This window comes from Sphingobacterium allocomposti (assembly GCF_008124885.1).
GTDB classification, from domain to species: Bacteria; Bacteroidota; Bacteroidia; order Sphingobacteriales; family Sphingobacteriaceae; genus Sphingobacterium; species Sphingobacterium allocomposti.
On the sequence record NZ_VNHX01000014.1, the window covers coordinates 38,750 to 56,083 of the forward strand.

Here is a 17,334-nt window from a genome sequence, read left to right on the forward strand (position 1 = left end):
CGAATACCATAATATAAAAAAACTATCAGGAGTGATCCGTGAGGACGTAAAGTCGTGAAGCGGTAGGTTTGGTAGGGTAAGGCGTAGCATCGTAAGCACGAGGATTGCCCCCATCGGGTCATATATCAACAGAAACAGCACGGACAGTGACGATACCCGTTCCTCCCCGTGCTGTTTTGTGCACTTCGTCAGAGATATCTATTTGAAGGCCGAAGGAAGCGGCTTTTCAAGCAGATATTGATAGTAAAAGCGTGCCCGCTCCCGAAAATCGTAAGCCGATTTCGAACGCGCAAATCCATGCCGGCTGCCCGGATATATCATCAACTCAAATGGAACCGCTTTATCCGTCAGTGCATCGACCAGCTGCATGGTATTCTGTAAATGCACGTTGTCGTCCAGGTCGCCATGCATAATGCGTAAGCCCCCTTTGTAATTATCTACATACGTTAAGACAGATCCGGCTTTGTAGCCTTCAGCGTTATCCTGAGGGGTATCCATCCACCTTTCGGTGTAATGGGTATCGTAGAGTTCCCAGCTTGTCACCGGCGCGCCGGCGATGCCATAGTCGAAGTAATCCGCGCCTTTCGTTAATGCCAGGCACGTCATATATCCTCCGTAACTATGCCCGGTAATGAGCAGTTTATCTTTTTTTACCCACGGCTTACCTTTCAGCCACTTTGCAACAGTGATATAATCGATCATCTCCCATTTACCCAGGTTTCTATGCATCCAGGCTACCCCTTGCTTTCCGTAGTGTCCGGAAGCCCGGTGATCACAGCTCACCTGGATGATCCCTTCTTTTGCCCAGTACTGGTTTGCCGTCCCCTTCCAGGTGTTCCGGACAGTTCCCGCGTCAGGACCACCGTAAATGCTCATAATAACCGGATAGCTCTTTGATTCGTCGAAATCGACAGGATAGGTAATGACCATAGGAAGGTCAAATTTTCCGTCGTCAGACTTTATCGTAAAATATACCGTCTTTCCTATGTTATAACTGTCAAAGTCGGACGATCGGCTATCTGCCAGCTCTTTCACGATTTTCCCACTGTTATCTACTAAAGCGACTTTGTTCGGCGTGGTCACGTTCGAATAATTGGTAATAAAATACTGTCCGTCCGGGGACACCGACACCTGATGCGTATAGTCGCCAAAGGTCAACCGTTTCAGGTTCTTCCCGTCATAACGCACGCTGTACAGATCTATCGTAGCCGAATTTTCCTTCCGGGCGGTAAAATATATGATTTTCTTTTTCTCGTCTACCAATTTTAACGAAGTCACCTGCCACTCTCCTGCGGTCAACGGATTAACCAGCTTGCCATCTAACGTGTACAGATAATAATGGGCCCATCCTGTACGATCCGATTTTAGGATGTAATGCTTGTTATCTTTTAAATAGGTTATGCGTTCATCGTGGTCGAGGTTAATCCAGCTTTCCTGCTGTTCGGCGTAAATCTCCTTTTTCTTTCCGTCCACGGGATTAACGCCGTAAAACTTCAGATTAGTCTGGTCTCTATTCATCCATTGTACCATAATCGACCGGCTATCAAAGCTCCAGTACGGCTGACCGAAATATTGGTCATCTTTGGGATCAAAGTCGGCCCAGACAACCGGACCACCCTCGACCTCCACAAAGCCGATGCGCACCTCTGGATTCGGATCGCCCGCTTTCGGGTATCGTGTCTCTTCAAGATATCCATGCTGCCCTTTCGACACATAGATAGGGAACATGGGCACCTGCGTATCGTCAAAACGCATAAACGCTATTCTTTTGCTGTCAGGCGACCACCAAAAAGCTTTGTAGTTTGTCGACCTACCCAATATCTCTTCATAGTATACCCAGGACGACCAGCCGTTATAAATCACATCTGTAGCGTCGCTTGTGTAACGGATCTCCTTTCCGCTGTTAACCTCTACGCTATAGAGGTCATGGTCGCGGGTGAAAGCGACAAAATTGCCATCAGGAGAAAGAGTCGGATTCTTTTCAGCAACCTCAGGCGAATTTGTCAGCCGCTTGGGCTCTTGGTTGCCGTACTGTATATAGATATCGTTGTCCTTTACCGACACCGATACATCCGACGTAGGAGGCGGTGTATACGGGCTTCTTTTTCCGGTCTTCACGTGTACCTGATAGAGCTTTCCATCATCCTTGTCCTTTTCGATGAAGTGGTTGTTATCTACCCATCCGGTATATTGGTTAATTGGTCTGGTCACGGAGAACTCCTGCCCCCATGCTTGTGCAAAGCTAAGCTCCTTTTTCTGCGCTGCCAGCTGCGTAATAAAAAGGACGCTCATTGATAAACTCGTCAGCGTTTTTCTCATATTATTCTCTTGGTGAAACCACGAAATTAACAATAATCAATCAGTATGACATATATCGGCTGTAACATTTTAAAGAACCAGGAATAACACAACACAGGCTCATCGTCGGTATTCCGGATGGTCGCAAGTTTTGGCTATAAAAAAAGCCACTTGGCAGTGGCTTATTATATCTTCTGAATCGGCGTTAAAAAGAATAGTCGTCTTTTTGCGCGTATTCGTTGCTCTCGTATGCAGCGTCTTCCGGATTTGGCTCGTAGCGCTTTTCAATAACTTCCTGGTTGGCTTTGATATAGTCAACAACCTCTGTCAAACCTTCAGCAAACTTCTCAAAATCTTCTTTGTACAAGAAAATCTTATGTTTGATAAACTGGCCATCTTCAAAGCGCTTTTTACTTTCTGTGATGGTCACGTAATAATCGTTGGAACGAGTCGCTTTTACATCAAAAAAATAAGTACGTTTTCCCGCTCTCACCTTTTTTGAAAATACTTCTTCACGCTCTTTGTTTTCAAAATCTCCCATTAGTATTGCAAGTATTTAAGTTTTAATCCTTTTACAGTTATAAATATATAATATTTAATTTCAATCATCCAAATTTTATAAGAAAAAAATGTTATTTTTTTTCTCTTGTTTGAGATAATCTTTATATGAAGTTCGCAGAAGCCGTCCGGGGCGGAGAACTTTCACCGAAAAAAAGAGGGGATTTACCGAAAAAGTGCCCCGTATTACCTATTTTGGCTAAATGATTCCCAAGTAATACTTTACTTTTGAATCAACAACAAAACACACATACTGTAATGGAAAGAGAAAGAGATTATAACACAACACCGCCGCCGATTCCTCCGCGCAACAACAAAAGCGCAAATATTGTCGGAGCGATCATCGTATTCCTTGGTTTAGCTCTTCTGTTAAAGAATTTGAACCTCGGCATATGGTTTCCACGTTGGATATTCGGGTGGGAGATGATCCTCATCATTATCGGATTGGTAATCGGTGTCAATTCGCGTTTCGAAAAGAAGTCGTCCATCATCCTCATCTGCGTTGGTAGTCTTTTTCTGCTTAAAGACTTAATGAACTTATCCTTCGGCCGCGTGATTGTTCCTATAGCGGCGATCATCATAGGTATTTACCTCATTATGCGGAACCGTAGCCACGTGGCTCCTCCCCTCCCGCCTATGCCCCCTGCGAAGAACGATGATGAGTTCGACTGGGACAAGCGCGTTGACGTTGATACCGACCGGCCTTCAGAGGAGCCGCCTACGGCGGCCACCCCTATCCATGAGGAGGGAGCCAAAAAAGGCTATTCCTACGCAGGAGAAAACTATATCAAGGTAGATTCTATATTCGGCAACGCCAAAAAAATCATCTTCTCCAAGAACTTCCTCGGAGGCACGATGACAAACGTCTTCGGCAGTACGGAGATAAACCTTCTTCAAGCAGACATACAGCAACCTGTCGCATTAGACGTGTTCCAGCTATTCGGCAGCACGAAAATCATCGTCCCGCCACATTGGGTCATTGTAACAACGGTTTCCTCTATACTAAGTGAAAATGACGACCGACGCGTCATTTTAACGAGTACCATTGATCAGAATAAGTCGCTATACATCACAGGAACCTCCATATTTGGGAATATCACCATAAAAAACAGCTAAAGTTGTAGATGATTTTTAAGCTTACGTCTAAAAACCGCCTCATCCACGTTACGACGTGGACTATTTGTATATTATACTTTTTCATCTCCTATTTTCTTCTGTGGTGGGATTGCAGACCCAAACATGTTACGCCCTATGAACCGATTATCGGCTCGCTTTCTATTACGATCTGCTGCTATTTAATATACAGTACGCTGCAATATTATTTACCCCGTAAAAACCAGTACCTGAAAATTACGTTGATATGCTTGGTGCTAACGGTCATGAGCGTCGGGTTATCGATATTTTTTCTCAATCAGTTTTTTGACGATTTCTCTTTAGCCCATTTTTACGAAGTATTGCCCTACCGTTTTATCATCAACTTTTTGCTTCTTCTCTGCGTGATCATCATCAACATCTTCTGGAACATACAGGAAGAATATGAAGAGAATAAGAGGCGCAAGGACGAGTCCGAACGGATACTGCGCGATGCTGAACTCTACAATCTTCGGCAACAGCTGCAACCGCACTTTTTGTTTAACAGCCTTAATTCTATCATTGCGCTGATCGGAACGAAACCTGACGAAGCGCGAAACATGACCTTTCAGCTGTCCGACTTTTTGCGGGGAACCATGAGAAAAGACGACAAGCAACTGATCCCGTTAATGGACGAGATAGCGCACCTGAAGCTTTATCTGGATATCGAAAAAGTGCGCTTTGGACATCGTCTTACTACGATATTCCACGTGCAGGAAGAGGCTGAGCGGAGCAAAGTCCCATCGATGATTGTCCAACCCTTATTGGAAAATGCCATTAAATTCGGGCTATACAATGTGATCGGGCATGTGGAGATAACCATCGACATCACCCTTTCCAACCACATGCTGTCTATAACCATCACCAACCCGTTCGACACAGATCAATTCGAAACGAAAAAAGGAACCGGTTTTGGCCTGACCAGTATACAAAGGCGTCTCTTTTTACTGTATAGCCGCACGGATCTGTTGGAGACCTCGATGAAAGATAATATATTTACATCCACCATTAAAATTCCGCAATATGATTAAAACAATTGTTATCGACGACGAGCCGCTGGCACGGATGATTATTATCGAATACCTCAAACAACATACAGATATAGAAATAGTGGCGGAATGTGGTGACGGATTCGAAGGGGCCAAAGCTATTCATGCATATCAGCCTGATCTCGTATTTCTGGACATTCAGATGCCTAAACTTACAGGGTTCGAAATGCTGGAAATCCTCGACTTCATGCCGAATGTCATCTTTACCACAGCCTTTGACGAGTTTGCTATCAAAGCGTTTGAGAAAAATGCAATAGACTACCTTTTGAAGCCCATCAATAAGGACCGCTTTGAGCAGGCGCTAAACAAGTTCAGAAATACGCATAGTACTGCGAACAGCGTACAAATAACGGAAAAGATCAATAGCATTTCGGAAGAAGAATCGTTGGAACGTATAGTCGTTAAAAATGGTTCGCAGATTAAAATTATACCTGTGCAGCAAGTGAACTTTTTGGAAGCGTACGATGACTACGTAAAAATACACACCAAAGACGGCGTGTTTCTGAAAAATAAAACGATGAGTTCTTTTGAAAAGCAGTTAGACCCGAAACATTTCGTCAGAGTCCATCGCTCTTTTATAGCGAAGGTCGACCAGCTGGCTAAAATCGAACCTTTAGAAAAGGAAAGCTATATTGCGACGTTACTAACCGGAGAAAAAATCAACATCAGCAAATCAGGCTACGCCCGTTTAAAACAAATAATTGGCTTATAACTATTTGTTTCTGTAATTTTGCGCCATGAGCCGCAATATACTACTTATGCTTTTTGTGATGACCTTCCTTAACAGCTTTGGTCAGAGTAAGGTCGAACAGGCAAACCGTGCAGTCTTCAATAAAATAGAGTTTTTCATCAATACCCAGATGACCGACTCTATCTATAGTCTTGCGTCCGAAAAGTTTAAGTCGGAGGTAAGCCCTGAGCAGCTGGCTTTTGTGCTGAACAACCTATATCAGCTCGGCAAAATACAGAACGTGGAGGTTATAGATTTCAAAGGTCAGACCGCCACCTACCTGCTCGAGTTTCCGCAAAATCGCGTCCAGGCCGCGCTCTCTATTGATAGCACATACCATTACGACGGACTGCTCTTCAGTCGCGCTCCGCAGGCAGAAATCCCAAAAGAGCAACCCAGCGCAATAGATACAGCAGATAAGGTATCCCCGCTAACCGCTTATATAGACTCGTTAGGCAATGGCTATGTAGATAAGACAAATACACAGTCCCTATCCATAGGTATTTTTCATAAGAATCAATACAACACCTACTTCTATGGCGAGACGGAAAAAGGAAATCAAACAGCACCGCAGGAAAGTTCTCTGTATGAAATCGGTTCAATCACCAAAGTATTTACGGCTGTGCTTCTGGCCGACCTCGTTACGAGGAATATCATACAGCTTGACGACTCAATCGCCAGGTTTCTTCCAGACTCGGTCCGGGCCAACGAAGCTTTGGCCGGCATCACCTTCAAAAGTTTGGCAAATCACACCTCCGGGCTCCCCCGGTTACCTGATAATGCAGGTTCTGTACACGGCTTTACGGAAAGCGATCCCTACGCCGCCTACGACCGGAAGGCCCTTTTCTCCTTTTTAAAAGATTACAAAGCCGAACGTGCCCCCGGGGAAGAATACGTCTACAGTAATCTTGGATTCGGTCTTCTTGGCGAGCTGATCGCCATCATTACAAAGAAACCGTATATGCAGTATCTACGGGAGACGATCCTGACACCATTACAGATGGTACACACGACAGATAAACCCGATGCCAAGAAAAAAGAAGTATTGCTGAAAGTCTACGATAAACAAGGAAATGAGACACCATCATGGAATTTCCAATCCATGGTAGGGGCTGGCGGGCTCAAATCTAATATCAAGGACCTGATGCTATTTGCGGTAGAGCAATTCAAAATGCCACAAAACGACCTGCAGCACGCCATGGCGCTTACCCGTCAATTTACGTTTTTCACGCCCGATAATACAGACATAGGGTTGGGATGGCACATGAGCATGCTCGACGGGACTATCTATTTCCACCATACGGGCGGCACAGGCGGAAGCAGCTCGTTCATCGGATTATCACCGGATACAAAAACAGCTGTCATTGTCTTATCGAACGCAGCCGAAAGCGTAAATCCTGTCGGCGTCGCAATCATCAGGAAGTTGTTATCTGCGCAGCAATAATATCGGCCCTCGCCTCCCTCGGCCCTTATAGCCCGGGGAGCTACAATATTTTTCCAATATTACTTTCACCTTGGAAAGATTTAACCAGTTTTCGGGTCGATGCATCATAGATATAAGTTGCGGGGTAGTCGGAAGGATGGAACTTTTCAATAAACTCAACCCCGGGATCCTTCCAGAAAGAGATATTTTTCCGTCCCCTTAGCCCTTTCGCAAACATGTTAATGTACCCTTCTACATACTCCTTGTCGTTCATGGTAATGAAAAAAACGGCGATATTGCCCAGCTTATCGGCCTGACGGGCAACTCCGGCGCCAAGTTCCTGACAATGGCCGCATCCGGGATCATAGAAAACCAGCATGATTTTGCCATCTCGCGGGAACGAGCTCTCCAATAGGATCTTCGGATCGTCTATCCGATGGATACCAGACAGCTTAGGCAACTGCGCCGGCACCTTCTGTGCAACAGCATATTGCCCTAGAAGAAACAATAGCATCACCAATCTGTATTTTGTCATATTTTTGAATTAACCATCTGCAGGCTCCTGGGGGCCCAGACGAAACGCGTAAATGTCCGAAAAATACCATATATTTGGCTACAAATCAATATTTAAATACAAAAGATTCGACATTGTGAAAAAACGCATCGCTATCTTTGCTTCTGGCTCAGGTTCAAATGCACAGAAAATAATGGAACATTTTAAGTATTCCAGTCTGGCAGAAGTGGCCTTGGTCTTAAGTAACAACCCCGAAGCCTACGTTCTACAACGTGCTGATAATTTCGAGATTCCCTCTCATGTTTTTGATCGTAAAACTTTTTATGAATCTGATGAGATCGTCGACATATTAAAACGGCTGGAAATTGATCTCGTCGTTCTCGCGGGCTTTTTGTGGCTGGTACCCGAGCGTCTGTTAAAGGCTTTCCCTAATAAGATCATCAATATACACCCTGCCCTCCTCCCAAAATTTGGAGGCAAGGGGATGTACGGCGACCGCGTACATCAGGCAGTTTTAGCCGCGGGCGAAGAAGAACACGGTATTACAATTCATTTTGTCAACGAAAAATTCGACGAAGGCGAAGTCATCCATCAGGCGAAGTTTAAGATAGAAAATGGAGACACTTTAGAGATCTTAAAATTCAAAGGCCAACAGCTCGAGCACCAGTATTTTCCGAAAGTCATCGAAAATCTTTTGAAAAAATACAATTGAGGAACGTCGTAAAGGTGTAAAGTCGTGGATTTGTAGGTTGTGGCGCCGAAGCACAACGATTGACCCTGAAGGGGGCATATATTCATAGAAAAATGTGACATCCATCAGACGACCCTGACGGGGTCGAATATATTCGCGATTGGGGGAGAATCGTAAAGTCGTTAATTTGTAAAGTCGTAAGACGATCTAACTATTCTCACTTCTGACTTTTAATGTCTAGCTAATGGCAGATGGCTATAAGCCGTAAAGTCGTTGATTTGTAAAGTCGTAAATTGAGGGGCTAATAGCAGATGGCTATGAGCCGTAAAGTTGTTAATTCGTAAAGATGTAAAGGCCCGAACTCCTACAATGAACCGAAATTACGCCATCGCGAGACCAAGCGATCTCATGGCTAATAGCGGATGGCTATGAGCCCTAAAGTCGTTGATTTGTGAAGTCGTGAAGTGAAAGGCTAATAGCGGATGGCAGATGGCAAATGACAGCCATAAGCCTACGATACTAACTACTCTAACTCCATCTAACTATTCTCACTACTCAAATCTCATATCTCACTTCTCACATCTCATATCTCTATAGCCCCTCAACCCGGGGCGGGGTTTTACTTGGAAGGACCCAAGTAAACAAGGTCCTCCGGCCAAGGTTCTTGATGCTACCGGGCCTTATCCTAGCCTAAACCGTTCCAAACTCACTGCGTTCAGACAAGGATCGGTTCTTAACGGCTAGTATGGCGGCCCGCTGACGCAGTCGAACCAATGCCGGTCCTTTCCCCACGCACAAGACTGCCGTGGAATAGGGTAGCGGTGAAGTCGTTGATTTGTGATGATGTAAAGCCGTGGCTCTTGGCGTAAAGATTGACCCCGTAGGGGTCATATATTCTATAGAAAAATGTGACATCCATCAGACGACCCTGACGGGGTCGAATATATTCGCGATTGGGGGAGAATCGTAAAGTCGTTAATTTGTAAAGTCGTAAGACGATCTAACTATTCTGACTTCTCACTTCTGACTTTTAATGTCTAGCTAATGGCAGATGGCTAATAGCAAATGGCTATAAGCCGTGAAGTTGTTTTTGAGAGCAACGACCGTCGTCTAACCCATCTAACTATTCTCACTACTCAAATCTCATATCTCACTTCTAACTTTCACATCTCTATAGCCCCTCAACCCGGGGCGGGGTTTTACTTGGAAGGACCCAAGTAAACAAGGTCCTCCGGCCAAGGTTCTTGATGCTACCGTGCCTTATCCTAGCCTAAACCGTTCCAAACTCACTACGTTCAGACAAGGATCGGTTCTTAACGGCTAGTATGGCGGCCCGCTGACGCAGTCGAACCAATGCCGGTCCTTTCCCCACGCACAAGGCTGCCGTGGAATAGGGTAGCGGTGAGAGCGTAAAGATTTAAAGCCGTGAAGTGAAAGGCTAATAGCGGATGGCAGATGGCAAATGACAGCCATAAGCCTACGATACTAACTACTCTAACTATTCTCACTACTCATATCTCATATCTCACCTCTAACTTCACATCTCTATAGCCCCTCAACCCGGGGCGGGGTTTTACTTGGAAGGACCCAAGTAAACAAGGTCCTCCGGCCAAGGTTCTTGATGCTACCGGGCCTTATCCTAGCCTAAACCGTTCCAAACTCACTGCGTTCAGACAAGGAACGGTTCTTAACGGCTAGTATGGCGGCCCGCTGACGCAGTCGAACCAATGCCGGTCCTTTCCCCTCGCACAAGGCTGCCGTGGAATAGGGTAGCGGTGAAGTCGTTAATTTGTAAAGTCGTAAGACGATCTAACTATTCTCACTTCTGACTTTTAATGTCTAGCTAATGGCAGATGGCTAATAGCAAATGGCTATAAGCCGTGAAGTTGTTTTTGATAGCAACGACCGTCGTCTAACTCCATCTAACTATTCTCACTACTCAAATCTCATATCTCATATCTCACCTCTAACTTCTTTACTGAAACAGCTTCGGCAGAAATAAGGTCAGATAGGTACGCCAGTTGGACCACGTATGTCCACCTTCGCTCTCGTGGTAATGGTACATCATTCCGTGCTCCTCCAATTTTTTTCGGAACTGTTGTCCGGTTTCGTACAGAAAATCATCCTTCCCCATGCCGATCCAGTACAATCTATAGCCGTTCTCTTTTTGTTTAGTAAGGCGGTGGTCGAAGTCCGAGAAAACGGGACTTTGTGCCTTATCATTCATTCGAAAGGCTGCAGAAAAGAGCCCTATATAGTCAAAGTAATCCGGGAGAAAAGCAGAGGTAAATAGCGTGTGCGAACCACCCATGGACAGCCCGGCAATAGCCCGCGACGACTTCTTAGCTTGGACGCGGTAATTTTCCTCGATAAAACGCACCACATCTATAAAAGATTCTTCCATCTTTCCCGTTCCTACGTCCGGCGTAGCAAACCCTATAGGATATAGTCCTTTAGACGACTCTCCCGGTGCGGCAGTATTCGAAACATGCCCGTTGGGCATCACAACAATCATCGGTTTAACTTGCCCCCGCGCAATCATATTATCCAATATCTGCGCAGCCCTCCCCAACGTAGGCCACGCTTCCTCGTCGCCGCCCATCCCATGCAACAGGTAGAGCACCGGATATTTTTCTTTTCCTTCCTCATACCCCGGAGGCGTATACACAGTCATCCGCCTTGTCATTCCCAAAGTCGGCGAATCATACCAGCGCTTAGCCACCGTACCATGTGGAACCTCCTGCACCTTATATAGATCTGCCCGCTCTCCGTTTGTGATGAAATAGTTAAACGTCCGGTTGACATCCCTGATCTGGTAGACATTCAACGGGTCATTGACCAATACGCCGTCGATTTCCACGTTGTACAGAAACAAATCCGATGGCAAGCCCGATGCGGTGTAAGACCAGATTGAATTGCTTTTAACCATCGGTATTTTTCCGTCCGGGAACGAACTCTCAGTCGTCCAATTTCCTTTTAAAAAAACACGAGTGGCGTCAGGAGCCACCAGCCGAAAGGTAACGCTATTGTCTGGGTGCACTTCAGGAGACAATACCTGTTCTTTTGCACCGGAACGGATATTTTCCTGACCAAACAAACAGGAGCAGATACACCCCGATAGCAGTAATAGAAGAAGCTTAGATTTATACATAGGACGCGTTGTTTTGCTTAAAGTTAAGGAAAATCAGAAGTAAACGGGTAAAAATGGAAAAAATCAGCAGATTTAAATCAATATTCGTATCTTTGCGGCTCCAAACATATTACAATGAATCATCCTGTTAAGATCAAAAATGCTTTGGTGTCGGTATACTACAAAGACAACTTAGCCCCGCTTATTCAACTTTTAAACAAATACGGAGTAAATTTCTATTCTACAGGTGGAACAGAGGCTTTTATTCGCGAGCAAGGAATTGATGTCATCCCGGTAGAGGATCTCACAAGCTACCCATCGATTCTAGGTGGTCGCGTTAAAACGCTGCACCCTAAAGTTTTTGGCGGTATCCTGGCCCGACGACCATTGCAAAGTGATCAGCAACAACTTAGTCAATATGATATACCGGAGATCGATCTGGTTATAGTCGATTTATATCCTTTCGAGGAGACTGTTGCATCCGGCGCCGCCGAGCAGGACATCATAGAAAAAATTGATATCGGCGGCATTTCGTTAATTCGCGCTGCAGCTAAAAATTTTAACGATGTCGTTATTATCTCTTCGAAGAACGACTACGAAGAGCTGGCGAAGATCTTAGCCGATCAAGAGGGGCAGACAACATTGGAACAACGGAAAGAGTTTGCCAAAAGAGCTTTCAATACGTCGTCGCATTACGACACCGCTATTTTCAACTATTTCAACCAAGAGAATCCATTACCTGTTTTTAAGCAGTCTGTACAGCAGTCCAAAACATTACGTTACGGAGAAAATCCACATCAAAAGGGTGTCTTCTTCGGAGACTTAGACGCCATGTTTAACAAGCTAAACGGAAAAGAGCTTTCGTATAACAATCTGGTGGACGTAGACGCGGCAGTGGCGATCATTGACGAATTTACTGAACCGACATTTGCGATCTTGAAACACACCAATGCGTGCGGAGTAGCCTCTCGTCCAACCGTGAAGCAAGCATGGCTCGACGCTTTGGCATGCGATCCGGTGTCAGCTTTCGGCGGGGTTCTCATTACAAACGGAGAGATTGATCAGGAAACTGCCGAAGAAATCAATAACTTATTCTTCGAAGTACTGATAGCTCCTTCTTATACAGCCGAAGCTTTGTCGGTGCTAACGGCAAAGAAAAACCGCATCATTCTGGAGCGTAAAAATGTAGCGCTGCCTGCAGAACAGTTCAAGACGTTACTCAACGGCGTTATTCTTCAGGAGAAAGACAACACAGTAGAAGGGCCGTCCGAGATGAAAGCAGTAACGTCGGTTCAACCTACAGACGAACAATTACAGGATCTCCATTTTGCCAACAAAATCGTTAAACACACCAAATCCAATACAATCGTTTTTGCCAAAGACCGCACGTTGGTTGCCTCAGGCGTAGGACAGACCTCGCGTGTCGACGCCTTGAAGCAGGCCATAGAAAAGGCTCAGTCCTTCGGCTTTGAAGTAAAAGGCAGCGTCATGGCTTCCGATGCGTTCTTCCCTTTCCCCGACTGTGTAGAGATCGCAGGCGATGCAGGGGTGGCAGCCGTCCTACAACCGGGCGGATCCATTAAAGATCAGCTATCGATCGATATGGCCAATGAAAAAGGAGTTGCTATGGTGATAACCGGTGTAAGACACTTTAAGCATTAATTACCACCTTCACCGCCGCTGTTCAAAGAAGCAATGGGTGAAAAAATGAAAACATAAATAGGTCATTGCGAAGGAGGTTCGTCGTTTCTCCTCGTAATGACCTTTTAACCAGATTACGCGTTAGGTACTAAAAAAACGAAAGACCCCTCCTAACTACCTGATATCCACGATATAAGGATGCAAAGAAAGACACTTCCCAGCAGTTTATAAGCTAACGCGGAAGCTAATTTAAGACAATAAAAGAAAGGCCATTACGCCGGAGGTTCTATAAAAATCCGAGGAGCCAATAGATTATAATAAACACAACAATTGTCCCAAAGCAACCAAGCCCCAACTTCTTTGCCCCCCATCCTGCGATTAACGCTCTAAAAAACTTGTTCATAAAACTGTCTATAATTTCGTTTCGCGTCGCAAGAACGGTGCCGAACTTCCGTTAGCCGGCCTGCAGGATGTCGCGGACAATCAACTCGCCGGCAAAATGATGCTGCAGCGCCTTACCATCGCCGTGTATTGTCCAAACCTGCTGCGGTTGTACGTCGTTGATAAATCTTAGTAGATCGTCCCAGTCTACATGGTCAGAAATATATAATGTAATATCATTTTGCCGCTGTAGCCGCTCCCAGCCCGACGCAAAAGCTCTTAGCACATTCTTTGCCCTGAAATAGCTATTAAATGTCAAAGGCGGAACCAGATAAATCTTGTTCCCCGGCGCATCCTTCATTGCCTTGCGGTTATATAGTGTATATTTTAACCGACACCTCCCCAATTGGTCATACAAGCGGTGCACGGGATACATTTTATGATGCACAAGCACCTCTCTTTCCGGCAGATAGGTATTAATCAAGGCGGTTAGCCGCTGAGCCTTACCCAGCACATAGCAGCCCAGCATGATATTGCTCTGCCGATCCTTCAACTTCAGGATCTCCTCCCGAAAGTCCGGATGTTTAACAGCCGGATTCGCAAAAGTCGACTCTGTTATCAATACGTCCGCCTTTCTAACCTCTATAGGTTCACAGGTGATATCATTTTGCAGCTTGTAATCGCCCGTATAAAGGTAACGGACATCTTCAAATTCCATCAGTATCTGGGCAGAGCCTAACATATGTCCCGCCGGAAACAACGTAACACGAACGTCTCCGAACTGTAACGGATCACCATAAGACACGACATGTTGGCTAGCGTCGGTCATTTTAGGATATTTGTTTTTCATAAACGCGAAGGTCGGAAGAGTGGCATACATCCGTCGATGTCCGGCGGTAGCATGATCTCCATGGGCATGCGAGATGATATTTCGCTCAACGGGCAACATCGCATCGATATAAAAGTCGCCATATTTACAGTAATAACCCGTATCTCCCTTCTTAACAAGGAAATCGTCCAGAATGTTTCTCATGCTATGCGCTCCCGTAAAAACTGCTGATGTAAAGTGAGTACCTGTGGAAGTAAAGGTACGTTCTCATCGTTTACAATAACAAAGTCGGCAATTTCCGACTTCTTTTCGTCCGGCATCTGCTTATTTATACGATCCAACACCTGCTCGCGCGAGACAGCGTCGCGCTTAACGACCCTTTTTATACGCATTTCCAATGGCGCTGTGACTAAAATGGTATAATCCAGCGACTTATAGGATCCACTTTCAAATAGTAAGGCGGCCTCCTTTAACGAGTAAGGGTAGGACTGCGCTTCCGCCCAGTCTGTTCCATGTTGGATAACGACAGGATGAACAATAGCATTCAGCGCCTGGAGCCGCTTCTCGTCTGTAAACACAACGCTTGATAGGTACGCTCTGTTCAGCTGCCCGTCTTCCAGATAAACAGCCTCTCCAAACTGCTTTATAAGGGCAGAACGGATCTGTCCGTCGGTGTTCATTAATTTTTTTGCCTCCGTATCCGCATCATAAAAGGGAACCCCCAACGCCTTGAAAATTCTGGCCACATAGCTCTTGCCTGAGCCTATCCCGCCTGTAATACCTACTTTCAGCCCCATACTTTTATTTCCTTACAAAAAAATCCACATTCTGCGGTTCAATACTGATGATACGGCAATATTCCGGAACCTGGGTCAGAATGACCGGCAAACTCTGCACCTTATTTTTCTCCCAGTTTTCCATATCGACGATTGCTTCAAAATCGCGGGAAGACCATTTATTATAATCTTTTAACGAAACCAGGAACGTTACTTTTACTTTACTAGGAAGCGTACGTACCGACGTGTATTGGCGTGCATTTTCCACTTTTAGCGGCAGCTCCACAACCTTCTCTGTAATCTCCCCTACCGGAATCATAATCTCCGAAAAGATGGGATAAATGGTGATGTTATTCTTTTGATGTTTATTCAGATAGGCAACGGTACGGATATCAGCACTGACATTACTCCCCCTTATTGTATCCGTTTCCAAAAACTCGATATTGGCAACATCCTCCAGCGGACCGGTTACAGTCACATATTCAGGACTGGCTTTCGTATCTCCGATAATACCATACTGCTTTTTAAACTGGATATCATACAACGGGCGGACCGGAACCTTCCGCTGTGTCTGTTTGGAGAAATCAAAAAAAAGCGTATCGGGACTAACGGCGATAACCTGGTTGTCCACAGGAAACTGCCTATTTATATATCCAAGCTGATTTGTGAAAACGATGTAGTTGCGGGTCTTGAGGCCGCTTAGATCAACCTGTATATGTGGTGTATCCGGATTCATCTTCCTAAGAAAAATCTTCCATCCGCTCATCTTCATTTTTATACTGACGGTATCCGATTGCAAGGGATGGAATGCCTTGTTCTCCGGTATGTTTACGTAGGAGATGCCTGCCTTGATAACATATAGCTGCACGTTAGACACTGCAAACAGCAGCCACGCTACAAAGGAGATACCGAGGCATCGCAGAAATATTGCGATCTTCCTTCGCTTCGCTTTGCTAATTCGAGGTTGGGCCATAGGCACAAAGGTAACAAAATAGCGTGTAATTTCCCCAGATGGCAGATAGCTTATGGCTATAAGCTATAGACGTAAAGTCGTTGATTTGTAAAGTCGTGAAGTGAAAGGCTAATAGCCAATGGCAGATGGCAAATGGCAGATGGCTATAAGCTATAAGCCAACAGCAGTAAAGTCGTTGATTTGTAAAGTCGTGAAGTGAAAGGCTAATAGCCAATGGCAGATGGCAAATGGCAGATGGCTATAAGCTATAAGCCAACAGCGGTAAAGTCGTTGATTTGTAAAGTTGTGAAGTGAAAGGGCTAATAGCCAATGGCTGATGGCAAATGGCAGATGGCAGATGGCAGATGGCTATAAGCTATAAGCCAACAGCAGTAAAGTCGTTGATTTGTAAAGTCGTGAAGTGAAAGGCTAATAGCCAATGGCAGATGGCAAATGGCAGATGGCTATAAGCTATAAGCCAACAGCGGTAAAGTCGTTGATTTGTAAAGTTGTGAAGTGAAAGGGCTAATAGCCAATGGCTGATGGCAAATGGCAGATGGCAGATGGCTATAAGCTATAAGCCAACAGCGGTAAAGTCGTTGATTTGTAAAGTCGTGAAGTGAAAGGCTAATAGCCAATGGCTGATGGCAAATGGCAGATGGCTATAAGCTATAGGGCAACAGCGGTAAAGTCGTTGATTTGTAAAGTTGTGAAGTGAAAGGCTAATAGCCAATGGCTGATGGCAAATGGCAGATAGCAGCTATAAGCTATTCTAACTTCTGATTTCTGATTTCTAACTTCTCACTTCTAACTTCTAATATCTGACTTCTAACTTCTAATCAAAGAAGGCTACCCTAAATTCCGGATAGCCTCTTCACTTTCTTTTAAAAGTTACTTCTTTGTGACCTCGCCGTTAGCTGCTTTGGAAGCCTCCAGGGAGACTGCAGACTTATCGAAACGGATTTTCACACCCGAACCGACATCGACTAAAAAGGTAGTCTCGCTCACTTCAACAATTCTCCCGTGTATACCGGCAGTCGTAACCACCTTTGAATTGACGCCCAGTTCTTCAATATACTTTTTATGTTCTTTCTGCTTCTTCATTTGCGGTCTGATCATAAAAAAGTAAAACACAACAATAATCAATACCATTGGAAGAAAACTCATCAGTCCACTTCCACCTGGCGCCGCCTGTAATAATGTAGTTATCATATTCAAAAATTAAATTAAA

The 17,334-nt window shown here is 45.0% G+C and carries 14 protein-coding genes; 6 read left to right on the forward strand and 8 right to left on the reverse strand.

Translation table 11 applies throughout. From position 1 onward, the window contains the following. Nucleotides 1–198: 198 nt before the first annotated feature. Both BC792_RS11090 and BC792_RS11095 read right to left on the reverse strand, forming a co-directional pair. The gene (locus BC792_RS11090; RefSeq protein WP_148909079.1) at nt 199–2,319 is read right to left on the reverse strand and encodes a S9 family peptidase; all 2,121 of its coding nucleotides are present in this window, start codon (nt 2,317–2,319) and stop codon (nt 199–201) included. A 184-nt stretch (nt 2,320–2,503) separates the two neighbouring features. After that, nucleotides 2,504–2,839, reverse strand: a complete 336-nt coding sequence (locus BC792_RS11095; protein WP_148909080.1) for a DUF3276 family protein — start codon at nt 2,837–2,839, stop codon at nt 2,504–2,506. 275 nt (nt 2,840–3,114) lie between these two features. On the opposite strand from BC792_RS11095, the gene BC792_RS11100 reads away from it, so the two are divergent. The 4 genes from BC792_RS11100 to BC792_RS11115 are packed head-to-tail and all read left to right on the forward strand — an operon-like array spanning nt 3,115 to nt 7,210. After that, on the forward strand, nt 3,115–3,972 hold the full coding sequence (locus tag BC792_RS11100; RefSeq protein WP_148909081.1) for a LiaF transmembrane domain-containing protein: 858 nt from the start codon (nt 3,115–3,117) through the stop codon (nt 3,970–3,972). A gap of 8 nt (nt 3,973–3,980) precedes the next feature. After that, complete coding sequence (locus tag BC792_RS11105; protein ID WP_148909082.1) at nt 3,981–5,018, forward strand: sensor histidine kinase; 1,038 nt, start codon at nt 3,981–3,983, stop codon at nt 5,016–5,018. After that, nucleotides 5,011–5,748 carry a LytR/AlgR family response regulator transcription factor gene (locus BC792_RS11110; protein ID WP_148909083.1) on the forward strand — a complete coding sequence of 246 codons (738 nt, stop codon included), beginning with the start codon at nt 5,011–5,013 and terminating at the stop codon, nt 5,746–5,748. Before BC792_RS11105 ends, BC792_RS11110 begins: the two co-directional genes overlap by 8 nt. Before the next feature lie 25 nt (nt 5,749–5,773). After that, on the forward strand, nt 5,774–7,210 hold the full coding sequence (locus BC792_RS11115; RefSeq protein WP_148909084.1) for a serine hydrolase domain-containing protein: 1,437 nt from the start codon (nt 5,774–5,776) through the stop codon (nt 7,208–7,210). A gap of 40 nt (nt 7,211–7,250) precedes the next feature. On the opposite strand, the gene BC792_RS11120 is transcribed toward BC792_RS11115, so the two are convergent. After that, nucleotides 7,251–7,724, reverse strand: a complete 474-nt coding sequence (locus tag BC792_RS11120) for a thioredoxin domain-containing protein (protein ID WP_148909085.1) — start codon at nt 7,722–7,724, stop codon at nt 7,251–7,253. A 115-nt stretch (nt 7,725–7,839) separates the two neighbouring features. Between BC792_RS11120 and purN the strand changes: the two genes are divergently transcribed. Continuing rightward, complete coding sequence (gene purN, locus BC792_RS11125; RefSeq protein ID WP_148909086.1) at nt 7,840–8,415, forward strand: phosphoribosylglycinamide formyltransferase; 576 nt, start codon at nt 7,840–7,842, stop codon at nt 8,413–8,415. 1,954 nt (nt 8,416–10,369) lie between these two features. Here the strand turns inward: purN and BC792_RS11130 are convergent. Then, the gene (locus BC792_RS11130; protein ID WP_148909087.1) at nt 10,370–11,545 is read right to left on the reverse strand and encodes an esterase; all 1,176 of its coding nucleotides are present in this window, start codon (nt 11,543–11,545) and stop codon (nt 10,370–10,372) included. A 114-nt stretch (nt 11,546–11,659) separates the two neighbouring features. On the opposite strand from BC792_RS11130, the gene purH reads away from it, so the two are divergent. Then, entirely contained in the window at nt 11,660–13,186 is a 1,527-nt protein-coding gene (gene purH, locus BC792_RS11135) for a bifunctional phosphoribosylaminoimidazolecarboxamide formyltransferase/IMP cyclohydrolase (RefSeq protein WP_148909088.1), read from the forward strand. 433 nt (nt 13,187–13,619) lie between these two features. On the opposite strand, the gene BC792_RS11140 is transcribed toward purH, so the two are convergent. From BC792_RS11140 to yajC, 4 genes are all read right to left on the reverse strand, one after another. After that, nucleotides 13,620–14,579 (reverse strand): MBL fold metallo-hydrolase RNA specificity domain-containing protein, encoded by a 960-nt coding sequence (locus BC792_RS11140; protein WP_148909089.1) that lies wholly within the window; start codon nt 14,577–14,579, stop codon nt 13,620–13,622. Further along, nucleotides 14,576–15,172, reverse strand: a complete 597-nt coding sequence (gene coaE, locus BC792_RS11145) for a dephospho-CoA kinase (protein WP_148909090.1) — start codon at nt 15,170–15,172, stop codon at nt 14,576–14,578. The genes BC792_RS11140 and coaE overlap by 4 nt, the downstream gene beginning before the upstream one ends. 4 nt (nt 15,173–15,176) lie before the next feature. Further along, nucleotides 15,177–16,124 carry a CdaR family protein gene (locus BC792_RS11150; RefSeq protein WP_148909091.1) on the reverse strand — a complete coding sequence of 316 codons (948 nt, stop codon included), beginning with the start codon at nt 16,122–16,124 and terminating at the stop codon, nt 15,177–15,179. An 870-nt stretch (nt 16,125–16,994) separates the two neighbouring features. Continuing rightward, on the reverse strand, nt 16,995–17,315 hold the full coding sequence (gene yajC, locus BC792_RS11155) for a preprotein translocase subunit YajC (protein WP_148909092.1): 321 nt from the start codon (nt 17,313–17,315) through the stop codon (nt 16,995–16,997). Between the last annotated feature and the right edge of the window lie 19 nt (nt 17,316–17,334).

Coding starts and splice junctions, on each gene's coding strand:
- BC792_RS11090 (WP_148909079.1), bottom strand. CDS start 2,319: ATGAGAAAAACGCTGACGAGTTTATCAATGAGCGTCCTTTTTATTACG.
- BC792_RS11095 (WP_148909080.1), bottom strand. CDS start 2,839: ATGGGAGATTTTGAAAACAAAGAGCGTGAAGAAGTATTTTCAAAAAAG.
- BC792_RS11100 (WP_148909081.1), top strand. CDS start 3,115: ATGGAAAGAGAAAGAGATTATAACACAACACCGCCGCCGATTCCTCCG.
- BC792_RS11105 (WP_148909082.1), top strand. CDS start 3,981: ATGATTTTTAAGCTTACGTCTAAAAACCGCCTCATCCACGTTACGACG.
- BC792_RS11110 (WP_148909083.1), top strand. CDS start 5,011: ATGATTAAAACAATTGTTATCGACGACGAGCCGCTGGCACGGATGATT.
- BC792_RS11115 (WP_148909084.1), top strand. CDS start 5,774: ATGAGCCGCAATATACTACTTATGCTTTTTGTGATGACCTTCCTTAAC.
- BC792_RS11120 (WP_148909085.1), bottom strand. CDS start 7,724: ATGACAAAATACAGATTGGTGATGCTATTGTTTCTTCTAGGGCAATAT.
- BC792_RS11130 (WP_148909087.1), bottom strand. CDS start 11,545: ATGTATAAATCTAAGCTTCTTCTATTACTGCTATCGGGGTGTATCTGC.
- purH (WP_148909088.1), top strand. CDS start 11,660: ATGAATCATCCTGTTAAGATCAAAAATGCTTTGGTGTCGGTATACTAC.
- BC792_RS11140 (WP_148909089.1), bottom strand. CDS start 14,579: ATGAGAAACATTCTGGACGATTTCCTTGTTAAGAAGGGAGATACGGGT.
- coaE (WP_148909090.1), bottom strand. CDS start 15,172: ATGGGGCTGAAAGTAGGTATTACAGGCGGGATAGGCTCAGGCAAGAGC.
- BC792_RS11150 (WP_148909091.1), bottom strand. CDS start 16,124: ATGGCCCAACCTCGAATTAGCAAAGCGAAGCGAAGGAAGATCGCAATA.
- yajC (WP_148909092.1), bottom strand. CDS start 17,315: ATGATAACTACATTATTACAGGCGGCGCCAGGTGGAAGTGGACTGATG.